The following is a 20,062-nucleotide window of genomic DNA, read 5'->3' as shown; positions in this document are numbered from 1 at the left end:
AACGTTAACTCGGATATAATTAATATAAACTATGAAGAAAATATTTTACCTGTCTTTCGTTGTTGTTACTGTTGTTGTAGCATCTTGTTCAAAAGATAAAAAGATAACGCCGACTAATAATGGAGGTAATAATAACGGTAATAACCCAACCGTTACCGCATCAGCACTTGATTTGATAAAGGATTCGGTTTTTTTATATGCACAACAGGTATATTACTGGAACACCAGCCTGCCCACCTACGATGCATTTAAGCCACGCAGCTTTACAGGCTCAAGTGATATTGATGCGCTGCAAACAGAAATTGATGCAATGACCCAATATAGCACCAACCCCGAAACCGGTAAGCCGTATGAATATTACACACCAGCTCCCGGTTACGCTAAATATTCGTTTATAGATGATGGCAGCGTATCTGGCGAATTAAACGGTGTAAAAGGCGATTTTGGTTTTGCCCCCGTTTGGATAGATAATAATACTGACATCAGGGTTAAATATGTTTACCCAGGCTCTCCGGCTGATGTTAAGGGGCTTAAAAGAGGATACCAGATAACTGCGATAAATGGCCGTACTGGTAGTGGTTTAAAGTATGATGGTGGTGCCGGTGGTAGCGGTACAAATGTTAACTTCCTTATTAATGCTTACTCAAATTCAAGCACAATTAACCTTACGTTAAAAAAACCAGATGGCAATACATTTGATGTAACACTGTCAACTGGTACTTATACAGTAAACCCTGTTTTAACTTCAAAGATTGTTGATGCCGGTAATAATAAAAAAGTAGGATACATTGTATTTAATAGTTTTACATCAAAGGCCAATGCCAAACCATACCTTGATGCTGCATTTAACAGTTTTTCAGCAGGTGGTATAACCGACCTTGTTGTTGATTTGCGTTACAACGGAGGGGGATTTGTGGAAACAGCCCAATATTTGAGTAATCTTATTGCACCTGCAAGCACAAATGGTTCTACAATGTTTACCTATAATTTCACTAAAACAATGGCCGACGGCAAGGCCACTATTTTAAAGAACCAGTTGCGTAAGGATGGGAACCAAACCTATTCTTATTTTGATTTTGATTATACCATTGCAGGTAATACCGTTAAATTCTCAAAAACGGATGTACCTGTAACACTTAACTTAAACCATGTATTCTTTATTGTTACAGGTTCTACTGCATCTGCAAGCGAACTAACCATAAATAATTTAATACCTGTAATGGATGTTCAACTGATAGGTACTACCAGTTACGGTAAACCGGTTGGTTTCTTTGATATTGATATTAACAAGTACCAAATGTATATCCCACAGTTTGAAACAAAAAATTCTGCAGGTAATGGTGGCTATTATGCCGGTATGACCCCCGAAAAAGGTTTATACAGAGGGAAACTTGCCGGTGATGATGCTAGCAAAGATTTTGGCGACCCAACAGAGTCGTTGTTTTCATATGCCCTTAACTTCGTTAAAAACGGCAACTTCTCTTTACCGCAGCAGCAGATACAAAGCCTTTCAAGGCTCCAAAAGTTAAGCATTGATCAATCCCGCGAGGTTGGTTTGCAAGTTGAAGGGAAGAAGTATTTTAGAGGTATGATATATAATAATACAAAGGCTAAGAAATAAATAGCCTGCAAACCAAGAAGCGGCAGGGAGTTAAACTCCCTGCCGCTTCTTGGTTTTATGAAGTTTTTTAATCTGCCAGTTCCCGCAGGTCTACAGGTACAACGCGCGATATACCTTGCTCAACCATCGTTACGCCATAAATAATATCGGTGCAGGCAATGGTGCGCTTATTATGTGATATAATGATGAATTGCGATTCTTTCGAGAACTTACGGATAATGTTATTGAACTTATCAATATTGGTATCATCAAGCGGGGCATCAACCTCATCAAAAATACAAAAGGGGGCAGGTTTTAACAGGTAAAGCGAGAACAGGATGGCCGTAGCCGTCAACGTTTTTTCGCCACCCGAAAGCTGGTTGATAGACAGCGGGCGTTTACCTTTCGGCCTTGCAATGATGTCGATATCCGATTCAAGTGGTTGATCCGGGTTGCTCAGGATCAGGTCGCATGAATCTTCCTCGTTAAACAACGAGCGGAATACCTTAATGAAGTTCTCGCGCACCATAATAAAGGCTGCCATAAATTTCTCTTTGGCGGTATCGTCAATCTCCTGTATGGTGGCCAGCAGGGATGCTTTTGCTTCGGCCAGGTCTTTCTTTTGGCCTTGTATAAAGGCATGTCGTTCGCTCATTTCGTTATAAGCTTCAACAGCCATGGGGTTTATAGCGCCAAAATCATCCAACTGGCGTTTCATCTTCTCCGTTTTATCACGAATCTCATCTTCGTTCTCGGCTTCGTTAACTTCCAGGTCAAGCAGGTCGTTAATATCTACGTCAAATTCTACTGAAAGGCGCTCGCGTAAAGCATTCAGTTCCAGCTTAAGGTTATTGCGCTCGTCCTTCAGTTCATTCTCTATAGCCTCGGCCTGGTCTTTCTTTTGTCTTAGTTTTGATACCTCGTTCTCGCTTTCGGTAATGGCGGCGCGCCATGCATAGTATTCCTGTTCGGCTTCGGCGGTGCCTTTTTCAAGGGCTTCCTTTTGCTCGTACATTTCCAGCAGGCTCTCGTCGCTGTCGCCGGTTTGCTGCAGGTTCTCCATGATCTGGGCCTTCACCTTTTCCAGTTCGGCGCTGTTTTGTTTGATACGGATATCAAGGTGCTCCAGCTGCGTTTCGCGGTAATCAAGGTCTTTTACCAGGCCCGATACCTTATTTTGCTGCTGATGAAAACGGATGTTCTCCTGGTTATAGGTGTTTGACTGCACCGATACCATCTCGTTCAGCTCATTAAATGCCTGTTGCTTATCCAGCATCAGGTCGGCCTGGGCCTGCTTTTGTTCTTTTAGTTCTATCAGCAGCGGGCCAAGCGTTAATATCTCATTTTTGATACCCGCCACCTTGTTGGCAATATCCTGCTTGCGGTTTAAGCTGTTCTCAATAAAGGCCTGGTATTGCTCCTGTTTGGTTTTAACGGTAACCAGCTCAGTATTCAACTGGTTAAGCTCGTACTGCTTTTGCCTAACTTCGTTTGCCTTACCCGATTGCTTTAAGGCCGATAAGCGGCTCTGCAATTCTTCACTATTGTTCCTGAAGTTTTGGATGCGGGTTTCGGCTTGTTTTATTTCCTTTAGCAGGTTATCCAGGTTTTTTGCCCGGCCAATACGTTTACCCTCAAATAACCCAACAGACCCACCGGCCATAGTATGTTTTGATTTGTTGAACTTGCCGCTTTTGCCAATCAGCACCACACCATCAGGTAGTTGGATGCCATTGATATCCTGCTCGGTAGCATCGTTAACCAAATAAACATTCTTTAATAAATGATTACACAATGGCTTGTACCGCTCCTCAACCTCCACAACAGATAGGGCAGGGATTGCAGCATCATCAACCAGGGTTTTATCAGCCGGCTTGGCGGCTTCGTAGTTATCAAGAATGAAAAATTGCGCGCGCCCTTTTGATGAATTACTTAACAGGTTGATAGCTGCAATAGCTTCGTCATAAGTATTCACCACGTAATGGTTCATTAAAGGCTCCAGGTAGTTTTCAATAGCTACACGGTATTCTTCCTTACAGAATAGTATATCGCTAAACAGGGTGACCGTTTTGGCCCAATTTGTATTCTTTTTCAGGAAGCGGATCGACTCCGGGAAGCCCTCCAGATTATCAACCAAACTTTTGGTAAGGTTATATTCGTTTTGCTTGGCATCCAGTTTACGGCCGTCGGCAGCTATGCTATCGTTTACAGTTTTTAACCCGGTTTCGGTTTCTGTTATTTGCTCCTGCAGTTTGTTTTCGGCTTCAACAGCAAGTTCGTATTCGCTTTTTAAGGTTTCAACCCTGCTGTCCAACTCGGCTACCACCTTGTTAAAATGCGAAAGTTCCGCCTCTTTGTTGGTTGTATCCTCCATATTGCGCTGGCTTTCCTGCTCAAGGGCCTGCTGCTGTATGTTCAGGATATCGATATCCTTTTCGGCCTTGTAAAGCTGGTTTTGCAACCTGCCGTTTATGCTGTTCAGCTCGTTAAGGTGGTTACGGGCCTCGGCTTGTTCGGCACGCAGTTCGTCAACGGCTTCTTTTAATTCGGCAACGCGAAGGGTTATGGTTTGCAGGTTTTCGTCTTCCTGTAATTTTTCCTCGTTAAGACGCTTAATGTTGTATTGTACGTGTTTAAACTGGTTGTTATCGCGTTCCAGTTCCTCTTTTAAACGGGTTTCTTTATCCTGCGCGTTCTTTAGCTGTTCGTTCTTTACCCGTTTCTCGCTTTCGTAGGCACGGATCTTTGCTGTGTACTCATTGCTGGCCTTTTGTTGCGCCGCAAGGTTTTTTTCTTTGGTAAGGCTATCCAGCTTGTTTTGCTGTAGCGTAGCTTCCAAAGTATCTATCTGTGTAGCAATGCCCGATCTTTGCTCGCGCTGTATCTGTTCTTTTTCTTCAATGGCTGCCAGCGCTTTGCTAAAGTTTGCAATGCGGAACGATGCCAGCGAAATGCTTAATGTTTTATACTGATCGCGCAGCTTATAGTAACGCTCGGTTTTTTTTGCCTGGTTCTCCAGCGTTTTTAAATTCTTCTCAATCTCAAACAGCAGGTCTTCTACACGCTCCAGGTCGGCTTCTGTATCTTTTAGCTTGCTAAAGGTTTGCTTTTTTCGGAGCTTATATTTTGAGATACCCGAAGCCTCCTCAAATAAATTACGGCGCGAACCTTCCTTGTTGTTGATGATCTCGTCTATCATCTTTAGCTCGATGATGGCGTATGAATCGGCACCTATGCCGGTATCTAAAAACAGGTCGGTGATATCTTTTAAGCGGCACTGTACGTCGTTTAAGCGATACTCGCTTTCGCCGGTACGGTAAAGCCTGCGTGTAAGGGTAACCTGCGAAAAATCGGTAGGGAGAACGTTCTTTGTATTATCAAAAGTTAATGATACTTCTGCAAGATTGGCCGCCTTACGGCTTTTGGTACCGTTAAAGATGATGTTATCCATCTTCTCCGACCGCAGGGCGCGGGTGCTTTGCTCGCCTAAAACCCAACGGATGGAATCGACCACGTTGCTTTTACCACAGCCATTAGGGCCCACAATAGCAGTAACACCCTCATTAAAATTAATGGTGATCTTATCGCCAAAGCTTTTGAAGCCCTTGATTTCTAACTTGGTAAGTTGCATTAATGGGTGCCCGTCGTCTTAAAAAATAGAGGTCGGAAAATAGTGATTTTAGGTGAAAGCTGAAAGGTAAAAGCACAGAGCTTTCTTGCCCTAAACTTTATGTTTTCCGCTTTATGCTTTTACCTCAATAGAGCCCTTAAGATATGTTACCGCTTTACCGGCCATTACAACCCTGTCTCCTTTTAGTTCGCACCAAAGCTCGCCTTTGCGGGCGCTTACCTGCCAGGCATGCAACGCACTTTTGCCAAGTTTACCCGCCCAGTAAGGTATCAGGTTGCAATGTGCCGATCCGGTAACCGGGTCTTCGGGTACGCCTGCCGCAGGGGCAAAAAAGCGCGATACAAAATCAACATCCTTGCCGGGTGCTGTTACAATAACACCCAGGGTGTCTATCTTAGCCAAAGCGGAATGGTCGGGTTTCATATCCAGAATATCTTCCTCGGTATCGTAAACCAAAAAGTAATCGCGGCTGCGCAATATCTCTTTTGGCTTTTTACCGCCAAGTGCTTCAATTAGTCCTTCAGGTTTATCAGCAGCAAATGGCGGGCGCGAAGGGAAATCCATTGAATATTTATCGCCGTCGCGCTTTACTACCAGTGTGCCGGCTTTTACGGTATCAAAGTAAATAGTGTCTTGATCGTACCCCAATTCGGTAAATAATATATGTGCCGATGCCAGGGTAGCGTGGCCGCAAAGGTCTATCTCCAGTTCGGGCGTAAACCAGCGCAGTAAATAGCTGTTACCGTTCTTTACAAAAAAGGCGGTTTCGGCAAGGTTATTTTCCAATGCTATCTTTTGCATGGTAGCATCCGGCAGCCAATTGGTTAGCGGACAAACAGCGGCTGGGTTACCACCAAACAACTTGTCGGTAAAAGCATCGGCCTGATAAATTGGGATAGTCATGTTGTTTATCAATTATATACCGCTAATATAACCGTAAGTAATTAATTCCTCGTTATTGGTGATGTGTTTTGTGCAGCCATCTTTTAACAGGATCACCTTATCGCTTACCTCTAATATGTTGTAATACTGGTGGTCGGTTACAATAATGCCCTTGCGTTTGGCGCAGGCGCGTATCACAGGTTTAAACTCATCGGCCTGGATGGGAGAGATGTGGGTGAACGGCTCATCCAGTAGAATAAAATCGGCCCTGCTGTGGATGATCATCATTGTTTCCAACTGGCGCAGTTCGCCCCCCGATACCTGCCCGGCAGTTTTATTGAAGTAACGCTGATAGATGGGTAGCCCGGCAAAATCATCCCACGATAGTGGATCAACCAGCAGCCTGGCTAGTTTATCTATCCGGATATTAGTGGGTAAATAGTTATGCTGTGGTAAATAAGCTATGCGGTTGTTATGGTATCCCTTATGTATAAATTTATCATCAATACCTACATATCTATGGGCGGCGTTCAGCGTACCGAAGATGATTTTCAGCAAGGATGATTTGCCGCAACCGTTACGGCCCAGCAGGCCAATCACTTCACCCTGTTTGCATGATAAATGAACATCCTGTAATATCTTCCGGCCATCAAAAGTCAGTTCAATACTATCGGCCCTTAGTGTATACATAATGTGGGGCAAAAAAGTGGAGAGCGGTGAATAAAATAAACAGCATCAGTATAAAAATGGCAATATCAAAAGCCAGGGCATAAGTGTACATGCGTTTTATGCTATAACCCGCATTACGGTAATACATATACACGTTTTTTGCGCTGTAACTTTGCAGAAATATGGTTGATGCATAGCCAACGGCTTTCCAGAAAAACATAAAACCGGTTACCCTTGGCCCGTATACTAAAATGTAGAAAATAGCAGAAATGCTGAAACCGATATTCCAGGCTAATATGGGTTTATAAAAATACCACGTTAAGGTGCGGATGTTTGCCATGTATGGTTTAAGCTCAATCGAACAACCCCAACTGCTTAGTTTTATCTTCTCCGTTCTCTATCCTTATTTTGTTCACTAAGAGGTGCGCCTGCCTTGTAGGTTCAGGTATGCGGTAGCCACGAATGCATTTTTTTATCACATCAACGCTTTGTTGTATACTGATATTGTGGCCCGGCGAAATGTAAATTGGGTTGCAATGTTCTTTACTGCGCAGGGCGATGCCTATCAGCTCACCTTTGTCGTGCATGGGGCTTTCGGCAAATATTTTATCGGCCGGTTCTTCATACCTGCCATAAAGCCTGCTTTTGGCGCTGCCTATAGTAGGGGCGCCGGTTAATAAGCCAAAATGTGTGGCAATACCCATGCGGCGCTCGTGGGCAATGCCCTGCCCGTCTAACACCAGCACATCGGGTTTTGCATACAGGTTGTTCCATGCGGTAAACAGGGCCGGTACTTCCCTAAAAGCAAGCAGGCCGGATATGTATGGGAAGGATGTGTGCGATATAGCCGTAGAGGTAGCGATCACCTGCATATCGGGATAGCTGAACATTACGATGCCCGCATACAATAGTTCTGAATTTTTGTTAAAAGATATATCGGCTCCGGCTATGGTTTTAATGGGTTTTTGCAGTTCGCGTATCTGTATCCTGCTACGCAGTTCGTTCTGGTAGTTAATTGCTTCGGCAGGGGTGAGGTGTTCGTAGCCAGATGGATCCATATCTTTATAACAAAAAAAAGCCCCCGCTTGTTTAAACGGAGGCTTTCATTTTTTAACTATTAGTTATCCTAAATATGATTTCAGGATCTTGCTTCTTGATGTATGGCGTAACCTTTGCAGCGCCTTATCTTTTATCTGCCGTACACGCTCACGGGTTAAATTGAATTTTTCGCCAATTTCTTCCAGTGATAACGGGTGGTTACTACCCAGGCCAAAGAACAGAACAATTATCTCGCGTTCGCGTTCGGTAAGGGTTGATAAAGAACGCTTGATCTCTTCAGATAACGACTCGTTGATCAGGATAGAATCGGTATTCGGCTCCTGGTTTTCCAGTACATCTAATAACGTATTTTCTTCACCCTGTACAAACGGCGCATCCATTGATACATGGCGGCCGCTGTTGCTTAGCGTGTCAGATATTTTATCAACGGTGGTTTCCAGTATATCGGCAAGTTCTTCAGGAGAGGGCTCGCGCTCGTATTCCTGCTCCAGTTTAGAGAATGCCTTACTTATTTTACTTAACGAGCCCACCTGGTTCAACGGCAAACGCACAATACGGCTTTGCTCGGCAATAGCCTGTAATATTGATTGACGGATCCACCAAACGGCGTATGATATGAATTTGAAACCCTTGGTCTCGTCAAAGCGTTTTGCAGCTTTAATAAGGCCCAGGTTACCTTCGTTTATAAGGTCGCCAAGGGTAAGCCCCTGGTTTTGATATTGTTTAGCTACCGATACTACAAAACGGAGGTTCGTTTTTGTTAAGCGTTCTAATGCAGCCTGGTCGCCTTCTCTAATTTTCTGTGCTAAGATTACTTCCTCTTCGGCAGTTATTAGGTCAACTTTACCAATTTCGTGAAGATATTTGTCGAGGGACTGCGACTCACGGTTGGTTATGGATTGAGTTATTTTGAGTTGTCTCATTTATTTTATTAACCTCGATTCTTTAATTTAGAATTGAACGTGCAAAGCTACAAATTTGTTTCTAAAAATAATACTTTCTACCTAACAAAGCCAGTATTTTACTATAAAATGAACAATATGAATGATTGGTTGATTTGAGATTAATATTTATTGTAATTCAATAAATATATTTTGTTTTTTGATGAATATTAATTTTATTTGCATCCATCTATTTAGCAATAATGAAAAAAATACGCACGTTGCAAATTCTTGTTTACATCACTTTTGCATTGTTTTTTCTGCAAACCTATGCGCCAAGCCTTTACAGAGGGTTTGCCGATGGTTGGGCCGACTCATTTAGCAGCACAAATGATGAGTTAAATGCCCATACACCATCGGGCCCGGCCTTAGATGCTGTATTACAGGGTAATATCATCCCGGGTACAAAAAATGATACGCTGCAAATAGGTAAAGATTATTTATTGAGGGATATAAATGTAACGGCAAACATACGTGTGGTGGATGCAAGCGGTAAAACGCCCGAGTGGTTAAAGGTTTGCCGGGTATTATTAGCTTTCCTCATGATACGCATATTATTATACATGGCATCGTTTTGTAATAGGGTAATAGTAGATATTTATAACGGGAGAATGTTTGACCCCCAATGTATTAAGCTGATCCGGAAAATTGGGATAAGATTGATTATTTATGCCATTGCCGATTTTGCCTACCAATGGACTGATTATATTAAACAAACCATATTAATACATGCGCCTTTAAATGTGATCAATACCGTAACATTTAATTGGGGTTTGCTGCTTGGCGCTATGCTGATATTTATCCTGGCCGGAGCTTTTGAACAAGGTGGCAAATTAAAGGAAGAACAGGAGTTAACCATATAGCCATGCCCATAATAATTAACCTTGATGTAATGATGGCGCGGCGTAAAATGTCGCTAAACGAATTGAGCGACAAAGTGGGTATCACCATTTCTAACCTGTCTATTCTAAAAACCGGGAAAGCCAAAGCCATCCGTATAGAAACTTTAGAAGCTATTTGCACAGCTTTGGATTGCCAGCCCGGGGATATATTAGAATATAAACCCTAAACTTTAAAACCTAATTTTTTAACAGTATCCGCTAAAATTTAGCATTTAGAGGTTCACCTATATCTCATCTAACCTAAACGTTTCCTTCACCTTAATGCCTTTCTCAGTTTGTTGAAGTGTGCAGCACTCGTTTATTGGATCGTGCTCCAGGTAAAGGATGTATCCTTTTTCAACAGCCTCGTTCCAGTAGGCTTTTCTTTCCGTCAATGTTTTCAGCGGGAACATATCATAAGCCATCACATAAGGCAGGGGCAGGTGCCCGGTAGATGGCAGCAGATCGGCCATATATAAAACCTGTTTGCCTTTATAACTGATCTGCGGCAGCATCATGGCATCAGTATGGCCATAAGCAAACCGTATGCTAATATCGTCGGTAAAAGTTACGCCATCTATAGCGTCAATAAACTTAAGCTGGCCGCTTTGTTGTATCGGCAAAATATTATCTTTCAAAAACGATGCTTTCTCACGGTCGTTTGGGTTCACGGCCCAGTCCCAATGCTGGGGGTTGCTCCAATATGTGGCGTTTTTAAAAGCCGGGAGTAGTTTTTCGCCGCTACGTATAACCGCGCCGCCAACATGGTCAAAATGCAGGTGGGTTAAAAAAACATCGGTTACATCATCACGGTGGAAGCCTTTGGCAGCCAATGAGCTATCCATTGTGGCATCGCCATGCAGGTAATAATGACTAAAAAACTTCTCATCCTGTTTGTTGCCTATGCCGGTATCAACCAGTATCAGGCGTTTGCCGTCTTCTATCAGCAGGCAACGCATGGCCCAGGTACAAAGGTTGTTAGCATCAGCAGGGTTAGTTTTATTCCACAGCGATTTTGGTACAACGCCAAACATTGCGCCGCCATCGAGTTTAAAAAAGCCGGTATCAATAGTGTGTAGCTTCATAGTATTTAAGCATATAATTGGGCGTGAAGTTAAGGGTTTAACCAAATCATTCGCATCGTTTTTTTATATGAAGATGCGTATGTTAATTAAACCTTAAAAAATGCGGTAATTACTGATTTTTTAATTGCCTTAAACACTAATCTGTAAGAAATTTAAATACCGTAAAACAATATTTTATTTCTTAAAACTATAATTTGATTGTGGGTGTTGTATGATTAACTAACAACTTGTAAAATAAAAACTCATGAAAGCAGCAGTATTTCACAAACCAGGCGACATTAGCTACGACACCGTTGATGACCCGCGTATTGAAGACCCGAGGGATGTTATTCTAAAAGTAACATCAACAGCCATTTGCGGATCCGATCTGCATATCCTAAGCGGGGGCGTACCACAAACCAGTGATATGATTATGGGCCACGAGTTTATGGGTATTGTAGAAGAGGTAGGCTCGGCCATTACCAACCTTAAAAAAGGTGATCGCGTGGTTGTACCATTCCCGATAGCTTGCGGGCATTGTTTTTTTTGTAACCACGGCGCTTCGCCAAGCTGCGAAAACTCCAACTATAAACATTACGGCCCCAATGGGGATATGATGGATCAAAAAGGCGCTGCCTTATTTGGTTACACCGACCTGTATGGCGGCTACAGCGGCGGACAAGCCGAATATGTACGCGTACCTTATGCAGATATCAGCCCAAGGATAGTACCCGACAATATGACCGATGAGCAAGTGCTTTTCCTGACGGATATATTCCCAACAGGGTGGTCGGCTATTGACTGGGCGCAACTTAAGGGCGGAGAGGTAGTGGCCATTTTTGGATCGGGTCCGGTTGGACTGATGGCCCAAAAGGCCGCCTGGATAAACGGTGCAAGCCGGGTTATCGCTATCGACCCATTAAATTACCGCTTAGAAAAAGCACGCGCGGTAAACAACGTAGATACGCTTAATCCCGATGAGGTTGATGTGGTAGAAGCCATCCGTGAAATGACAGGGGGGCGCGGGGCTGATGTTTGTGTTGATGCCGTAGGCTTTGAGCCCGAACGCACACTTCTTGATAAAGCCAAAGCATTAGTGAATTTTGAAGTAGGCAGCATGAAAGTATTGGATATGGCCTTTAAAGCTGTGCGCAGAAGTGGTACTGTGACCATTATGGGTGTTTATGGTTCCACTTACGACAACTTCCCGATGCACCGAATGTTTGATAAGGGGTTAACCATCAGGCAGGGGCAGGCGCCGGTACTAAATTATATAGACCACCTTATTGACCTTGTTAAAGAAGAAAAGGTTGTGCTGGATGATATCATCAGTCACACCTTACCGCTAAGCGAGGTAGCAAAAGGTTATGAAATGTTTGACAAAAAAGAAGACGACTGCGTAAAGGTTGTTTTAAAACCATGGGAGTAATCAATATGGAAAATAAAGAAGGAATACAGGTGCCTGAAAAGCAAGGCCATCAGCCAGGAATAGAAGCCGAAATGGACCCGCGGCCTGAGTATATCAAATCAAACTACAAAGCTGCCGGGAAACTACATGATAAAGTTGCCTTGATAACCGGTGGCGACAGTGGCATTGGCCGGGCCATTGCGGTGCATTACGCGCGCGAAGGGGCTGATGTGGCAATTGTATATTTGGAAGAGAACCAAGATGCTGAAGAAACACAAAGGCTTGTGCAAGCCGAAGGAAGGCAGTGCCTACTGATACAAGGCGATGTGAAAGACCGTGATTTTTGCCGTAGCGCCGTAGAAGAAACGGTGGCCGGATTAGGTAAGCTGAATATTTTGGTGAACAACGCCGGCGTACAAACGCCCCAAAAGGAATTTAAAGATATTACCGAAGAGCAGCTGGAAACCACATTTAAAACCAACATCTTCGCCTATTTTCATTTCGCCACGGCGGCATTGGATCACCTGAAAGCCGGAGACACTATTATCAACACTACTTCGGTTACGGCTTATCGCTCATCACCAAATCTCATAGATTATTCATCAACAAAAGGTGCTATTACCACATTTACGCGATCTCTGGCAACAAACCTGGTAAAAAAGAACATTCGTGTAAACGCGGTTGCCCCCGGCCCGGTATGGACGCCACTCATCGTATCAACCTTTGATGAGGAAAAGATAAAAGATTTTGGTAGCGAAACGGCCATGAAACGTGCCGGGCAACCATCAGAACTGGGCCCTGCTTATGTGTTTCTCGCTTCAGATGATGCCTCATTTATAACGGGGCAGGTAATCCACATCAACGGCGGCGAAGTAGTAAACGGATAATAAACCACTGTAAACAGGTAAAAAGGATAATGTATTTATATAAACCTGTTGGGTTTTACCAATAACAATTTTTTTTCATGTTAATATGTGAGGCCCCCTTAACATTGTTAGGAGGGCCTTTTAAGTTCTAACAAAAAATATTTGCATAGGTAACTTACGCTGTTAGCTACGTTGCTTTATTCATCCTTGGGCTCCCAAAGTTCAATAATATTCCCCTCGGGGTCCAGCACATGAACAAATTTACCATAATCATATTCCGCAATTTCATCAACGATGGTTACATCTCCCTTCCTTAGTTCATCCACCAGCTCAACTATATTTTCTACCCGGTAATTAATCATAAATGGCTTAGCCGACGGATTGAAATATTTGGTATCCTGTGGAAAAGTACACCAGGATGTAGATCCTGTTTTCGACGGATCGTCGGCCTGCCGCCACTCAAAGGTTGTCCCGTATTCGCTCGTACCCAGTCCAAGGTTTTTGGCGTACCATTCGTTCATACTCTGCGGATTGTCGCATTTAAAGAATATGCCGCCCAGGCCCGTTACTTTTTTCATTTTTATATGTGTTTTACGATTTAGAAAGATATGATTTTTATGTAAATAACCCTTGGGGCAATTTCCATCTATTTTCGGATATTACCAAATCTGTTATTACTGTTGTGGGTAAAAATTGTTACCAACTTTAATACGCAATGCTTTTCTTTGCCCTATAAACTATCAACCACTTGAAAGATATATTTGGTAACGCCCTGTTTGATTATTTTAAACAAAACAGTAAGCATAAACTTTGGATAAACAATACCTACGGCCCAAAAGAGGAGATGCCATTGGATGTGTATTTCCGTACCGAAGATGAACTGCCCGACCTCGAAATTATGGCTTTGAAGAGTTGCTACGGAAAGGTACTGGATATAGGCGCAGGTGCGGGCAGTCACGCCTTAATATTGCAGGAATCTGGATTAGATGTAACTGCGCTGGATATATCAGAACTGGCCGTAACCATTATGTTGCAGCGTGGTGTAAAGCATGCTATAGCTAAGGATATTTTTGATTATCACACAGAAAAATACGATACCTTATTATTATTGATGAACGGGATAGGGCTTTGCGGTACTATTGCACATCTGCGTGTATTTTTGCAGCATGCCAAAACTTTGCTAAATGAGGGTGGGCGCCTCATCTTCGATTCATCCGATATTGTTTATTTGTATGAAGGTGAACTGCCGGATAGTGATGATTACTACGGGGAGTTATCTTACCAGTATGTTTACAAAGGCCAAAAAACAGATTGGTTCAAATGGCTTTATATCGATCAGGAAACATTAACAATTGTTGCAGCTGAAGAGGGTTGGGTAACGGAGGTTTTATTTAACGATGGGTTTGATCAGTATTTAGCCAGGCTTACCTTGGTGAATTAGGAGCAGGCTAACACCGCTTACCCAAGAAATCTATAAAAAACAGCCAAAACTAATTTGTTTTATTTTTTTTGTAATTTTTTTGTGATAATCAATTTATTATATAAATTTACAAGCCTATAGTACCTAATACTAACCATTGGTGAGAAGATTTCTGGCTATATTGCTTTTAAGTGTACACCTGTTTAATACGGGTGGCTATAGCCTCGTCTTCCAATATTTCATTCATCGTTCCGAATTACAGATCACAAAAGAAATTTACGAAAATAAAGTAGATGCCACACAGCTTGTACAGGTAAAAATACCGGTAAACAATCCCGGGATGACCGATTGGCCCGATTACGAACGTGTGCAGGGGCAAGTACAGCTAAAGGATGGTTTTTACAATTATGTTGGTGTTAAAATGACCCGCGACACCATGTTTTTGGTTTGTGTGGCCAATAGTGTTAAAACCAAACTTTTTAACGCCAATATAATTCTCGCTAAAAATGTGAGCGATGCCCCCTTAACCAAAAAAGGGCAGGAGGCTCCGGCAAAAAAAACTTCTTCATCTCCAATATCAGAGTATAACAACCCCGAGGTTAATTATGCTTTTTTAAGCTTTGAAAATTCTATTGACAGGAGAGAGAACCCTGCATCTTCCAAATTATCCCATCCTTATATTGAATCACCGGGCAAACCGCCAAACCACATCGGCTGATTAATATATTTCAATAAACTTATTATTTCTTAATCCGGTAACCCAGCCAGGTGCGTTTTGTCGTAAACAGCCAGGATGTTTACAATGGCTTTAAGATAAATTAAGCACCAGCTACTAATTTGTGAGATTTTTAGCAGCTGGTGCTTACGCTAATATTCCTTTTTCTAATTATTAACCATTACATGAAAAGATATTTACAATATATAACCAGGTATTGTATGGCATTTTTAGTTTGTGCTGTTTTCTCCCAAAAAGTAAACGCGCAAACCGAAACAGATGCTTTAATGATACCTAAAAACTATTTCTGCGCCGCCGGTATATATACCCACAACAGTTGGGATCATTACTGGGAAGGTACTTTTAAACGCGAAAACCTGAATTTAGGAACAATCAGCAGTAATATTTACGCAGTAGGTGGTAACTACGGTTTAAGTAACCGTATTAACGTGTTGTTTATGATACCTTACATCAAAACAAACGCATCTGCCGGTACCCTCAGGGGGGAAAGCGGTGTGCAGGATATTAGCCTTGCCGTTAAATGGTTAGCTGTTAAACAGGAAGTAGGCCGTGGCTTATTAAGTTTACATGCAATAGTATCGGGTGTTATTCCGGTTGGCAACTACCAGGCCGATTTCCTGCCACTATCATTAGGGATGCAGACCAAAAGCATTGCCCTCCGCGGATTGGTAAACTACCAGGTAGGCAGGTTTTTTGTTGCCGGTGCCGGCCAGTACGTGCGCAAGGACAATATTACTATTGACCGCGACTCTTACTATACTACCGAAATGCATTACACCAACCAGGTGGCCATGCCAAACGCTACAAACTTTTTGTTTAGCACAGGTTACCGCAGCTTAAAGTTTAATGCCGAGGCCACATTAACCAAAGTAAATACCATTGGTGGCTTTGATATCACCAAAAACAACATGCCGTTCCCAAGTAACAACATGGATGTTACACTGGCCGGTGGTGTATTTAAGTACATGTTTCAGTCTATCGCCGGCCTTGAGCTTACTGCCGGTGGTAACTATGTGTTAAAAGGCCGTAACGTTGGCCAAAATCTATCGGTTTTTGGCGGCGTGTACTATGTATTTTCTGTTAAAAAGGATAAATCTGATAAATAAGAAAGTGATGAAAAAAAGTATATCCTATATATTACCTGCCATGATGATCGCCGTATCGGTTTTCAATTCATCATGTAAAAAAGACATCCAGGAGCGTAACCAGAACTACCCTGCGCTGGCGCCAACCAATATTGATTTGAACGCTGATACCTGGACACCTGTATTAACGGCCTCGAGTACATTTACTGTTGCTACACCGGATGCAGTTATAACACCGAATTACCTTGCCGACCTGAACGAGATAAAAAGCTATCAGCGTAATCTTACCAGCGAGCAGAAAAATATTATTAAATATTGGAGCGCAGGTTCGGTATTAAGGTGGAACGAGATCTTACGCGAGCTTGTGGCTAAGCATAACCTGCCGCCATATCAAAATGATGACGGAACATACCCCGCACCAAGTGCGGCTAACCCGCTTGCTTATCCGCTGTTCCCATTTTCAAACCCGCCCTATGCTGCGCGTGCTTATGCTTATGTGAGTGCGGCGCAGTACGATGCACTTGTACAGGCCTGGAAGTTCAAAAAACAGTTTAACCGCCCGGCACCATACAAAACAGATGCGGCAATACAGGCGCTTGTACCTAAATCAGAGCTGCCCGCATATCCGAGTGAAGATGCTGTAGTAGCCGGCGTTACCACTAAAATGATGGAATTACTATTCCCCGGCGACCTGGATTACATCCGCCAAAAAGCTGCTGAAGAAAAACTGTACCGTATAATGGCAGGTGCCAATACCCGCTCGGATATGGATGCAGGCGAATCATTAGGCAGGCAGGTAGCTGACGTGTTTTTAGCACGCGCCCGTGCCGATAAGGCAGGCGCAGCTATTGGCAAACCTGAAGACTGGAAAGCATTAGAGGATAACACCGCAGCAGCGGGCAACACCCCATGGATAAGCCTTGAACTACCAAAACGCCCGCCAATGTTGCCATTGTTTACAAAGGTTACCCCATTTCTGTTCCCAACGGCAACCGTAGTGGCTTTACGCCCGGCACCGCCATACGGAACTAACACCCCTGAATTTAAAAAAGAATCTGACGAGGTGTTGGCCATGAGCAATGATCATAGCCGCGAGCATGAGCGCATTGTTGCGTTTTGGGCTGATGGCGTTGGTACAGTAACCCCTCCGGGACACTGGAATAATATTGCCGCCGATGAGTTTGTTAAACACAACTACAGCGAAGTACGCTGGGCGCGTAACCTTGCCTTATTAAACATGGCCGAAATGGACGCCGCTATTGTATGCTGGGATGCCAAGTACTTTTACTTTAACCCGCGCCCAACACAAATGGTAATGAATATAAAAACATTAACAGGCATACCTAACTTCCCGTCGTACACATCGGGCCACTCAAACTTTAGCGGTGCTGCGGCAACTGTTTTGGGGTACATAGTGCCCGAAAAAGCGAAAGCCTTTATGGACATGGCAAATGAAGCGGCTATGTCGCGTTTGTACGGCGCTATCCACTACCGCAGCGATTGTGAAGTTGGTTTGCAAACAGGTATAAAGGTTGGCGAATATGCCGTTAACAGGGGTAAAGCAGACGGGGCAGGAAACTAAGAGGCGATGGATTATGCTTAAGACCGAACAAAAAATACATTACGTTTTGCGTATAGCAATAGCTATGTGCTTTATAGGGCATGGTATGTTTGGCATCATTACCAAACAAATATGGTGCAATTACTTCGCCGTGTTTGGAATTGATACTGATACGGCCTATAGTTTAATGCCATGGGTTGGTATGGCTGATATTTTGCTGGGCATTATAATGCTTGCTTACCCTATGCGCGCTATTGCTTTATGGCTGGTTATGTGGGGTGCTGTTACAGCATTTTTACGCCCGGCATCAGGCGAGCCATTTGCTGAATTTATTGAGCGTGCGGGTAACTTTGGTGCCCCGCTTGCCATGCTTATCCTTTCGGGCGGTATTAAAAACTTCAGGCAGTTGTTTGCGCGCATTGATCCTAATGCGGCAGTCGACGCCAAAACCATTAAAAATGTATTTACTTGTTTAAAGGTTGTAGGTTTTTTACTACTAATGGGCCATGGCTGGTTAAACCTTATCCAGAAGAAAGGTTTGCTTGGTCAGTATGCATCTGTCGGGTTTTCAAACCCTGGCAGGGTTGCCCAATTTATTGGTGTTTTTGAAATTGCATCAGCTCTGGTTGTATTGATCAAACCTATCCGTAGCGTGCTGCTCATATTCATCATCTGGAAAATTGCAAGCGAGTTACTGTATCCGCATTATGAGGTGTTTGAATTTATAGAACGTGGCGGTAGCTACGGCACCCTTATAGCATTGTGGTTCGCAATTAAGCAAGTATCCTCAAATATCACTATACAGTCGTTCCAAAAAACACATTAATCAGAAGAGGCTTTCAACCAATTATAAACCCTGTGTTACAGGTTAGCTAACCGAAAGGTTAGCTGTATTAAATATTTACTTATAACATATCACACAAACATGAAATTTACTTACAAATTCCTTATCAGTATTGCTATATACCTGCTTTTTAATAATACAACAGTTAACGCACAAGGCTGCGTGGCTATTCGCAGTACCGGTGGCCTGTGCGCTATGGACGAACACCCTGATAGCACTACATCAGGCGGTGCATGGCTTTTTAACGCCAACAGCAGGTATTACCGTTCATACAAGCACTTTGTAGGGAAAGAAGAACAAAAACAACGTATTGCCTTAGGTACCAATGTTATCAACCACTCCTTCGCGCAGGATTTTACCCTTACCCGTATATTCAATAACCGCTGGTCGTTTGCGGTAGATGTGCCTGTACTAAACAACACCCGTTCATCATTATATGAGCATGGTGGTAAAGAAAGGCACGAAACAAAATCGTTCGGCATTGGCGATGTGAGTGTTAAAGTATATGCATGGTTGTTAAATCCCGAAAAAGCACGTAAAGGAAATATACAGGCCGGCTTAGGTTTAAAATTGCCTACAGGCAGCTACAACTACCAGGATTATTTTCAGAATACCGGCCCGGGCGGTACAAAGCTATTAGGCCCTGTAGATCAGTCTATCCAATTGGGTGATGGCGGTACAGGTATCATCACTGAATTGAACGGGTACTACAACTTTACACACAACTTTGGTTTGTATGGTACGTTTTACTACATGATGAACCCGCGCGAGCAAAACGGTGTATCGTCTGCACGTGGCGGCGTGCCATCAGCTAAATCCATTGCAAACGGCAGCGATGTGATGAGCGTGCCCGATCAGTTTATGATAAGGGTTGGCGCCAACTATGGCGTGGGCAAATTCAACTTCTCGGCAGGTGTACGCGAAGAGTGCCTGCCCGCAAAAGATCTGATAGGCGGCAGCAATGGTTTCCGCAGGCCTGGTTATATCATATCTGCCGAGCCGGGCGTAACATACAGGTTAAAGAGATTCTCGGTTTATACTTACGTGCCTATCGCCATGGTACGCGACAGGATCCAGAGCACTCCTGATAAGATCAGCACACAGTTAACGGGCGTTTACACCCAGGGCGATGCTGCCTTTGCAGATTACGCCGTAAACGTAGGTGTATCGTTTAAGCTTTAATATATAATGGTTATGTAAGTGAAGGTCGGGGTGGTTCCCGGCCTTTATCATTTAACCACAGAGGTGACGGAGTTTTTAACAGAGAGCCGCAGAGACAAGAGCGTTTTAAAATTAGGAGGATCGTTAGATGGCTTTGCTGAAGCTGAAAATCCATATGTTATAATAGCAGTATCCATCGAAGCCTCGTTATATCCAAATATTTTAAAAGCGATCTGTCCGCAGTAATTGCATAA

Annotated in this window: 19 protein-coding genes; 11 read left to right on the top strand and 8 right to left on the bottom strand. The window is 43.3% G+C overall.

Annotated features, from left to right (window positions below):
* Positions 1-31: 31 nt before the first annotated feature.
* Positions 32-1,621 (top strand): S41 family peptidase, encoded by a 1,590-nt coding sequence (locus IDJ75_RS18995; protein ID WP_191177238.1) that lies wholly within the window; start codon positions 32-34, stop codon positions 1,619-1,621.
* 67 nt (positions 1,622-1,688) lie between these two features.
* On the opposite strand, the gene smc is transcribed toward IDJ75_RS18995, so the two are convergent.
* The 6 genes from smc to IDJ75_RS18965 form a co-directional block, all read right to left on the bottom strand.
* Positions 1,689-5,231: a chromosome segregation protein SMC gene (gene smc / locus IDJ75_RS18990; RefSeq protein ID WP_191177237.1), complete on the bottom strand. Its 3,543-nt coding sequence runs from the start codon at positions 5,229-5,231 to the stop codon at positions 1,689-1,691.
* 111 nt (positions 5,232-5,342) lie between these two features.
* On the bottom strand, positions 5,343-6,134 hold the full coding sequence (locus IDJ75_RS18985) for a PhzF family phenazine biosynthesis protein (protein WP_191177236.1): 792 nt from the start codon (positions 6,132-6,134) through the stop codon (positions 5,343-5,345).
* A gap of 12 nt (positions 6,135-6,146) precedes the next feature.
* A complete protein-coding gene (locus tag IDJ75_RS18980) occupies positions 6,147-6,803 on the bottom strand; it encodes an ATP-binding cassette domain-containing protein (RefSeq protein ID WP_191177235.1) in 657 nt (218 codons plus the stop codon).
* Positions 6,781-7,122, bottom strand: coding sequence for a hypothetical protein (locus tag IDJ75_RS18975; RefSeq protein ID WP_191177234.1), 342 nt, complete (start codon positions 7,120-7,122; stop codon positions 6,781-6,783). The genes IDJ75_RS18980 and IDJ75_RS18975 overlap by 23 nt, the downstream gene beginning before the upstream one ends.
* Before the next feature lie 13 nt (positions 7,123-7,135).
* Positions 7,136-7,840, bottom strand: coding sequence for a deoxyribonuclease V (nfi, locus tag IDJ75_RS18970; protein WP_191177233.1), 705 nt, complete (start codon positions 7,838-7,840; stop codon positions 7,136-7,138).
* A 63-nt stretch (positions 7,841-7,903) separates the two neighbouring features.
* The gene (locus tag IDJ75_RS18965) at positions 7,904-8,764 is read right to left on the bottom strand and encodes a sigma-70 family RNA polymerase sigma factor (RefSeq protein WP_078348167.1); all 861 of its coding nucleotides are present in this window, start codon (positions 8,762-8,764) and stop codon (positions 7,904-7,906) included.
* A 221-nt stretch (positions 8,765-8,985) separates the two neighbouring features.
* Here IDJ75_RS18965 and IDJ75_RS18960 point away from each other — a divergent pair, with 221 nt between their 5' ends.
* Positions 8,986-9,645, top strand: a complete 660-nt coding sequence (locus IDJ75_RS18960; protein WP_191177232.1) for a DUF2975 domain-containing protein — start codon at positions 8,986-8,988, stop codon at positions 9,643-9,645.
* 2 nt (positions 9,646-9,647) lie between these two features.
* Complete coding sequence (locus IDJ75_RS18955) at positions 9,648-9,851, top strand: helix-turn-helix domain-containing protein (RefSeq protein ID WP_191177231.1); 204 nt, start codon at positions 9,648-9,650, stop codon at positions 9,849-9,851.
* Positions 9,852-9,908: 57 nt separating this feature from the next.
* On the opposite strand, the gene IDJ75_RS18950 is transcribed toward IDJ75_RS18955, so the two are convergent.
* Positions 9,909-10,748 (bottom strand): MBL fold metallo-hydrolase, encoded by an 840-nt coding sequence (locus tag IDJ75_RS18950; RefSeq protein ID WP_191177230.1) that lies wholly within the window; start codon positions 10,746-10,748, stop codon positions 9,909-9,911.
* A gap of 244 nt (positions 10,749-10,992) precedes the next feature.
* Here IDJ75_RS18950 and IDJ75_RS18945 point away from each other — a divergent pair, with 244 nt between their 5' ends.
* On the top strand, positions 10,993-12,156 hold the full coding sequence (locus IDJ75_RS18945; protein WP_191177229.1) for a zinc-dependent alcohol dehydrogenase: 1,164 nt from the start codon (positions 10,993-10,995) through the stop codon (positions 12,154-12,156).
* Positions 12,147-13,022, top strand: a complete 876-nt coding sequence (locus tag IDJ75_RS18940) for an SDR family oxidoreductase (protein WP_224746676.1) — start codon at positions 12,147-12,149, stop codon at positions 13,020-13,022. Before IDJ75_RS18945 ends, IDJ75_RS18940 begins: the two co-directional genes overlap by 10 nt.
* Positions 13,023-13,198: 176 nt before the next feature.
* Here the strand turns inward: IDJ75_RS18940 and IDJ75_RS18935 are convergent, their stop codons facing one another.
* Positions 13,199-13,579 (bottom strand): VOC family protein, encoded by a 381-nt coding sequence (locus IDJ75_RS18935; RefSeq protein WP_191177228.1) that lies wholly within the window; start codon positions 13,577-13,579, stop codon positions 13,199-13,201.
* Between the two features lie 170 nt (positions 13,580-13,749).
* On the opposite strand from IDJ75_RS18935, the gene IDJ75_RS18930 reads away from it, so the two are divergent.
* From IDJ75_RS18930 to IDJ75_RS18905, 6 genes are all read left to right on the top strand, one after another.
* Entirely contained in the window at positions 13,750-14,442 is a 693-nt protein-coding gene (locus tag IDJ75_RS18930; protein WP_191177227.1) for a class I SAM-dependent methyltransferase, read from the top strand.
* A gap of 139 nt (positions 14,443-14,581) precedes the next feature.
* A complete protein-coding gene (locus IDJ75_RS18925) occupies positions 14,582-15,139 on the top strand; it encodes a hypothetical protein (RefSeq protein ID WP_191177226.1) in 558 nt (185 codons plus the stop codon).
* A 182-nt stretch (positions 15,140-15,321) separates the two neighbouring features.
* Complete coding sequence (locus tag IDJ75_RS18920) at positions 15,322-16,263, top strand: hypothetical protein (RefSeq protein WP_191177225.1); 942 nt, start codon at positions 15,322-15,324, stop codon at positions 16,261-16,263.
* A 7-nt stretch (positions 16,264-16,270) separates the two neighbouring features.
* The gene (locus tag IDJ75_RS18915) at positions 16,271-17,824 is read left to right on the top strand and encodes a phosphatase PAP2 family protein (RefSeq protein ID WP_191177224.1); all 1,554 of its coding nucleotides are present in this window, start codon (positions 16,271-16,273) and stop codon (positions 17,822-17,824) included.
* Positions 17,825-17,837: 13 nt separating this feature from the next.
* The gene (locus IDJ75_RS18910; RefSeq protein ID WP_191177223.1) at positions 17,838-18,629 is read left to right on the top strand and encodes a hypothetical protein; all 792 of its coding nucleotides are present in this window, start codon (positions 17,838-17,840) and stop codon (positions 18,627-18,629) included.
* Positions 18,630-18,728: 99 nt separating this feature from the next.
* Entirely contained in the window at positions 18,729-19,829 is a 1,101-nt protein-coding gene (locus IDJ75_RS18905; RefSeq protein ID WP_191177222.1) for a hypothetical protein, read from the top strand.
* Positions 19,830-20,062 lie beyond the last annotated feature (233 nt).

Source organism: Mucilaginibacter rigui (assembly GCF_014773275.1).
Classification (GTDB): Bacteria; Bacteroidota; Bacteroidia; order Sphingobacteriales; family Sphingobacteriaceae; genus Mucilaginibacter; species Mucilaginibacter rigui_A.
This window is presented reverse-complemented; position numbering and strand designations above follow the sequence as displayed.

What these genes read in the sequence shown, in the direction of transcription:
- IDJ75_RS18995 (WP_191177238.1), top strand. Translation starts at nt 32, where the DNA reads ATGAAGAAAATATTTTACCTGTCTTTCGTTGTTGTTACTGTTGTTGTA.
- smc (WP_191177237.1), bottom strand. Translation starts at nt 5,231, where the DNA reads ATGCAACTTACCAAGTTAGAAATCAAGGGCTTCAAAAGCTTTGGCGAT.
- IDJ75_RS18985 (WP_191177236.1), bottom strand. Translation starts at nt 6,134, where the DNA reads ATGACTATCCCAATTTATCAGGCCGATGCTTTTACCGACAAGTTGTTT.
- IDJ75_RS18980 (WP_191177235.1), bottom strand. Translation starts at nt 6,803, where the DNA reads ATGTATACACTAAGGGCCGATAGTATTGAACTGACTTTTGATGGCCGG.
- IDJ75_RS18975 (WP_191177234.1), bottom strand. Translation starts at nt 7,122, where the DNA reads ATGGCAAACATCCGCACCTTAACGTGGTATTTTTATAAACCCATATTA.
- nfi (WP_191177233.1), bottom strand. Translation starts at nt 7,840, where the DNA reads ATGGATCCATCTGGCTACGAACACCTCACCCCTGCCGAAGCAATTAAC.
- IDJ75_RS18965 (WP_078348167.1), bottom strand. Translation starts at nt 8,764, where the DNA reads ATGAGACAACTCAAAATAACTCAATCCATAACCAACCGTGAGTCGCAG.
- IDJ75_RS18960 (WP_191177232.1), top strand. Translation starts at nt 8,986, where the DNA reads ATGAAAAAAATACGCACGTTGCAAATTCTTGTTTACATCACTTTTGCA.
- IDJ75_RS18955 (WP_191177231.1), top strand. Translation starts at nt 9,648, where the DNA reads ATGCCCATAATAATTAACCTTGATGTAATGATGGCGCGGCGTAAAATG.
- IDJ75_RS18950 (WP_191177230.1), bottom strand. Translation starts at nt 10,748, where the DNA reads ATGAAGCTACACACTATTGATACCGGCTTTTTTAAACTCGATGGCGGC.
- IDJ75_RS18945 (WP_191177229.1), top strand. Translation starts at nt 10,993, where the DNA reads ATGAAAGCAGCAGTATTTCACAAACCAGGCGACATTAGCTACGACACC.
- IDJ75_RS18940 (WP_224746676.1), top strand. Translation starts at nt 12,147, where the DNA reads ATGGGAGTAATCAATATGGAAAATAAAGAAGGAATACAGGTGCCTGAA.
- IDJ75_RS18935 (WP_191177228.1), bottom strand. Translation starts at nt 13,579, where the DNA reads ATGAAAAAAGTAACGGGCCTGGGCGGCATATTCTTTAAATGCGACAAT.
- IDJ75_RS18920 (WP_191177225.1), top strand. Translation starts at nt 15,322, where the DNA reads ATGAAAAGATATTTACAATATATAACCAGGTATTGTATGGCATTTTTA.
- IDJ75_RS18915 (WP_191177224.1), top strand. Translation starts at nt 16,271, where the DNA reads ATGAAAAAAAGTATATCCTATATATTACCTGCCATGATGATCGCCGTA.
- IDJ75_RS18910 (WP_191177223.1), top strand. Translation starts at nt 17,838, where the DNA reads ATGCTTAAGACCGAACAAAAAATACATTACGTTTTGCGTATAGCAATA.
- IDJ75_RS18905 (WP_191177222.1), top strand. Translation starts at nt 18,729, where the DNA reads ATGAAATTTACTTACAAATTCCTTATCAGTATTGCTATATACCTGCTT.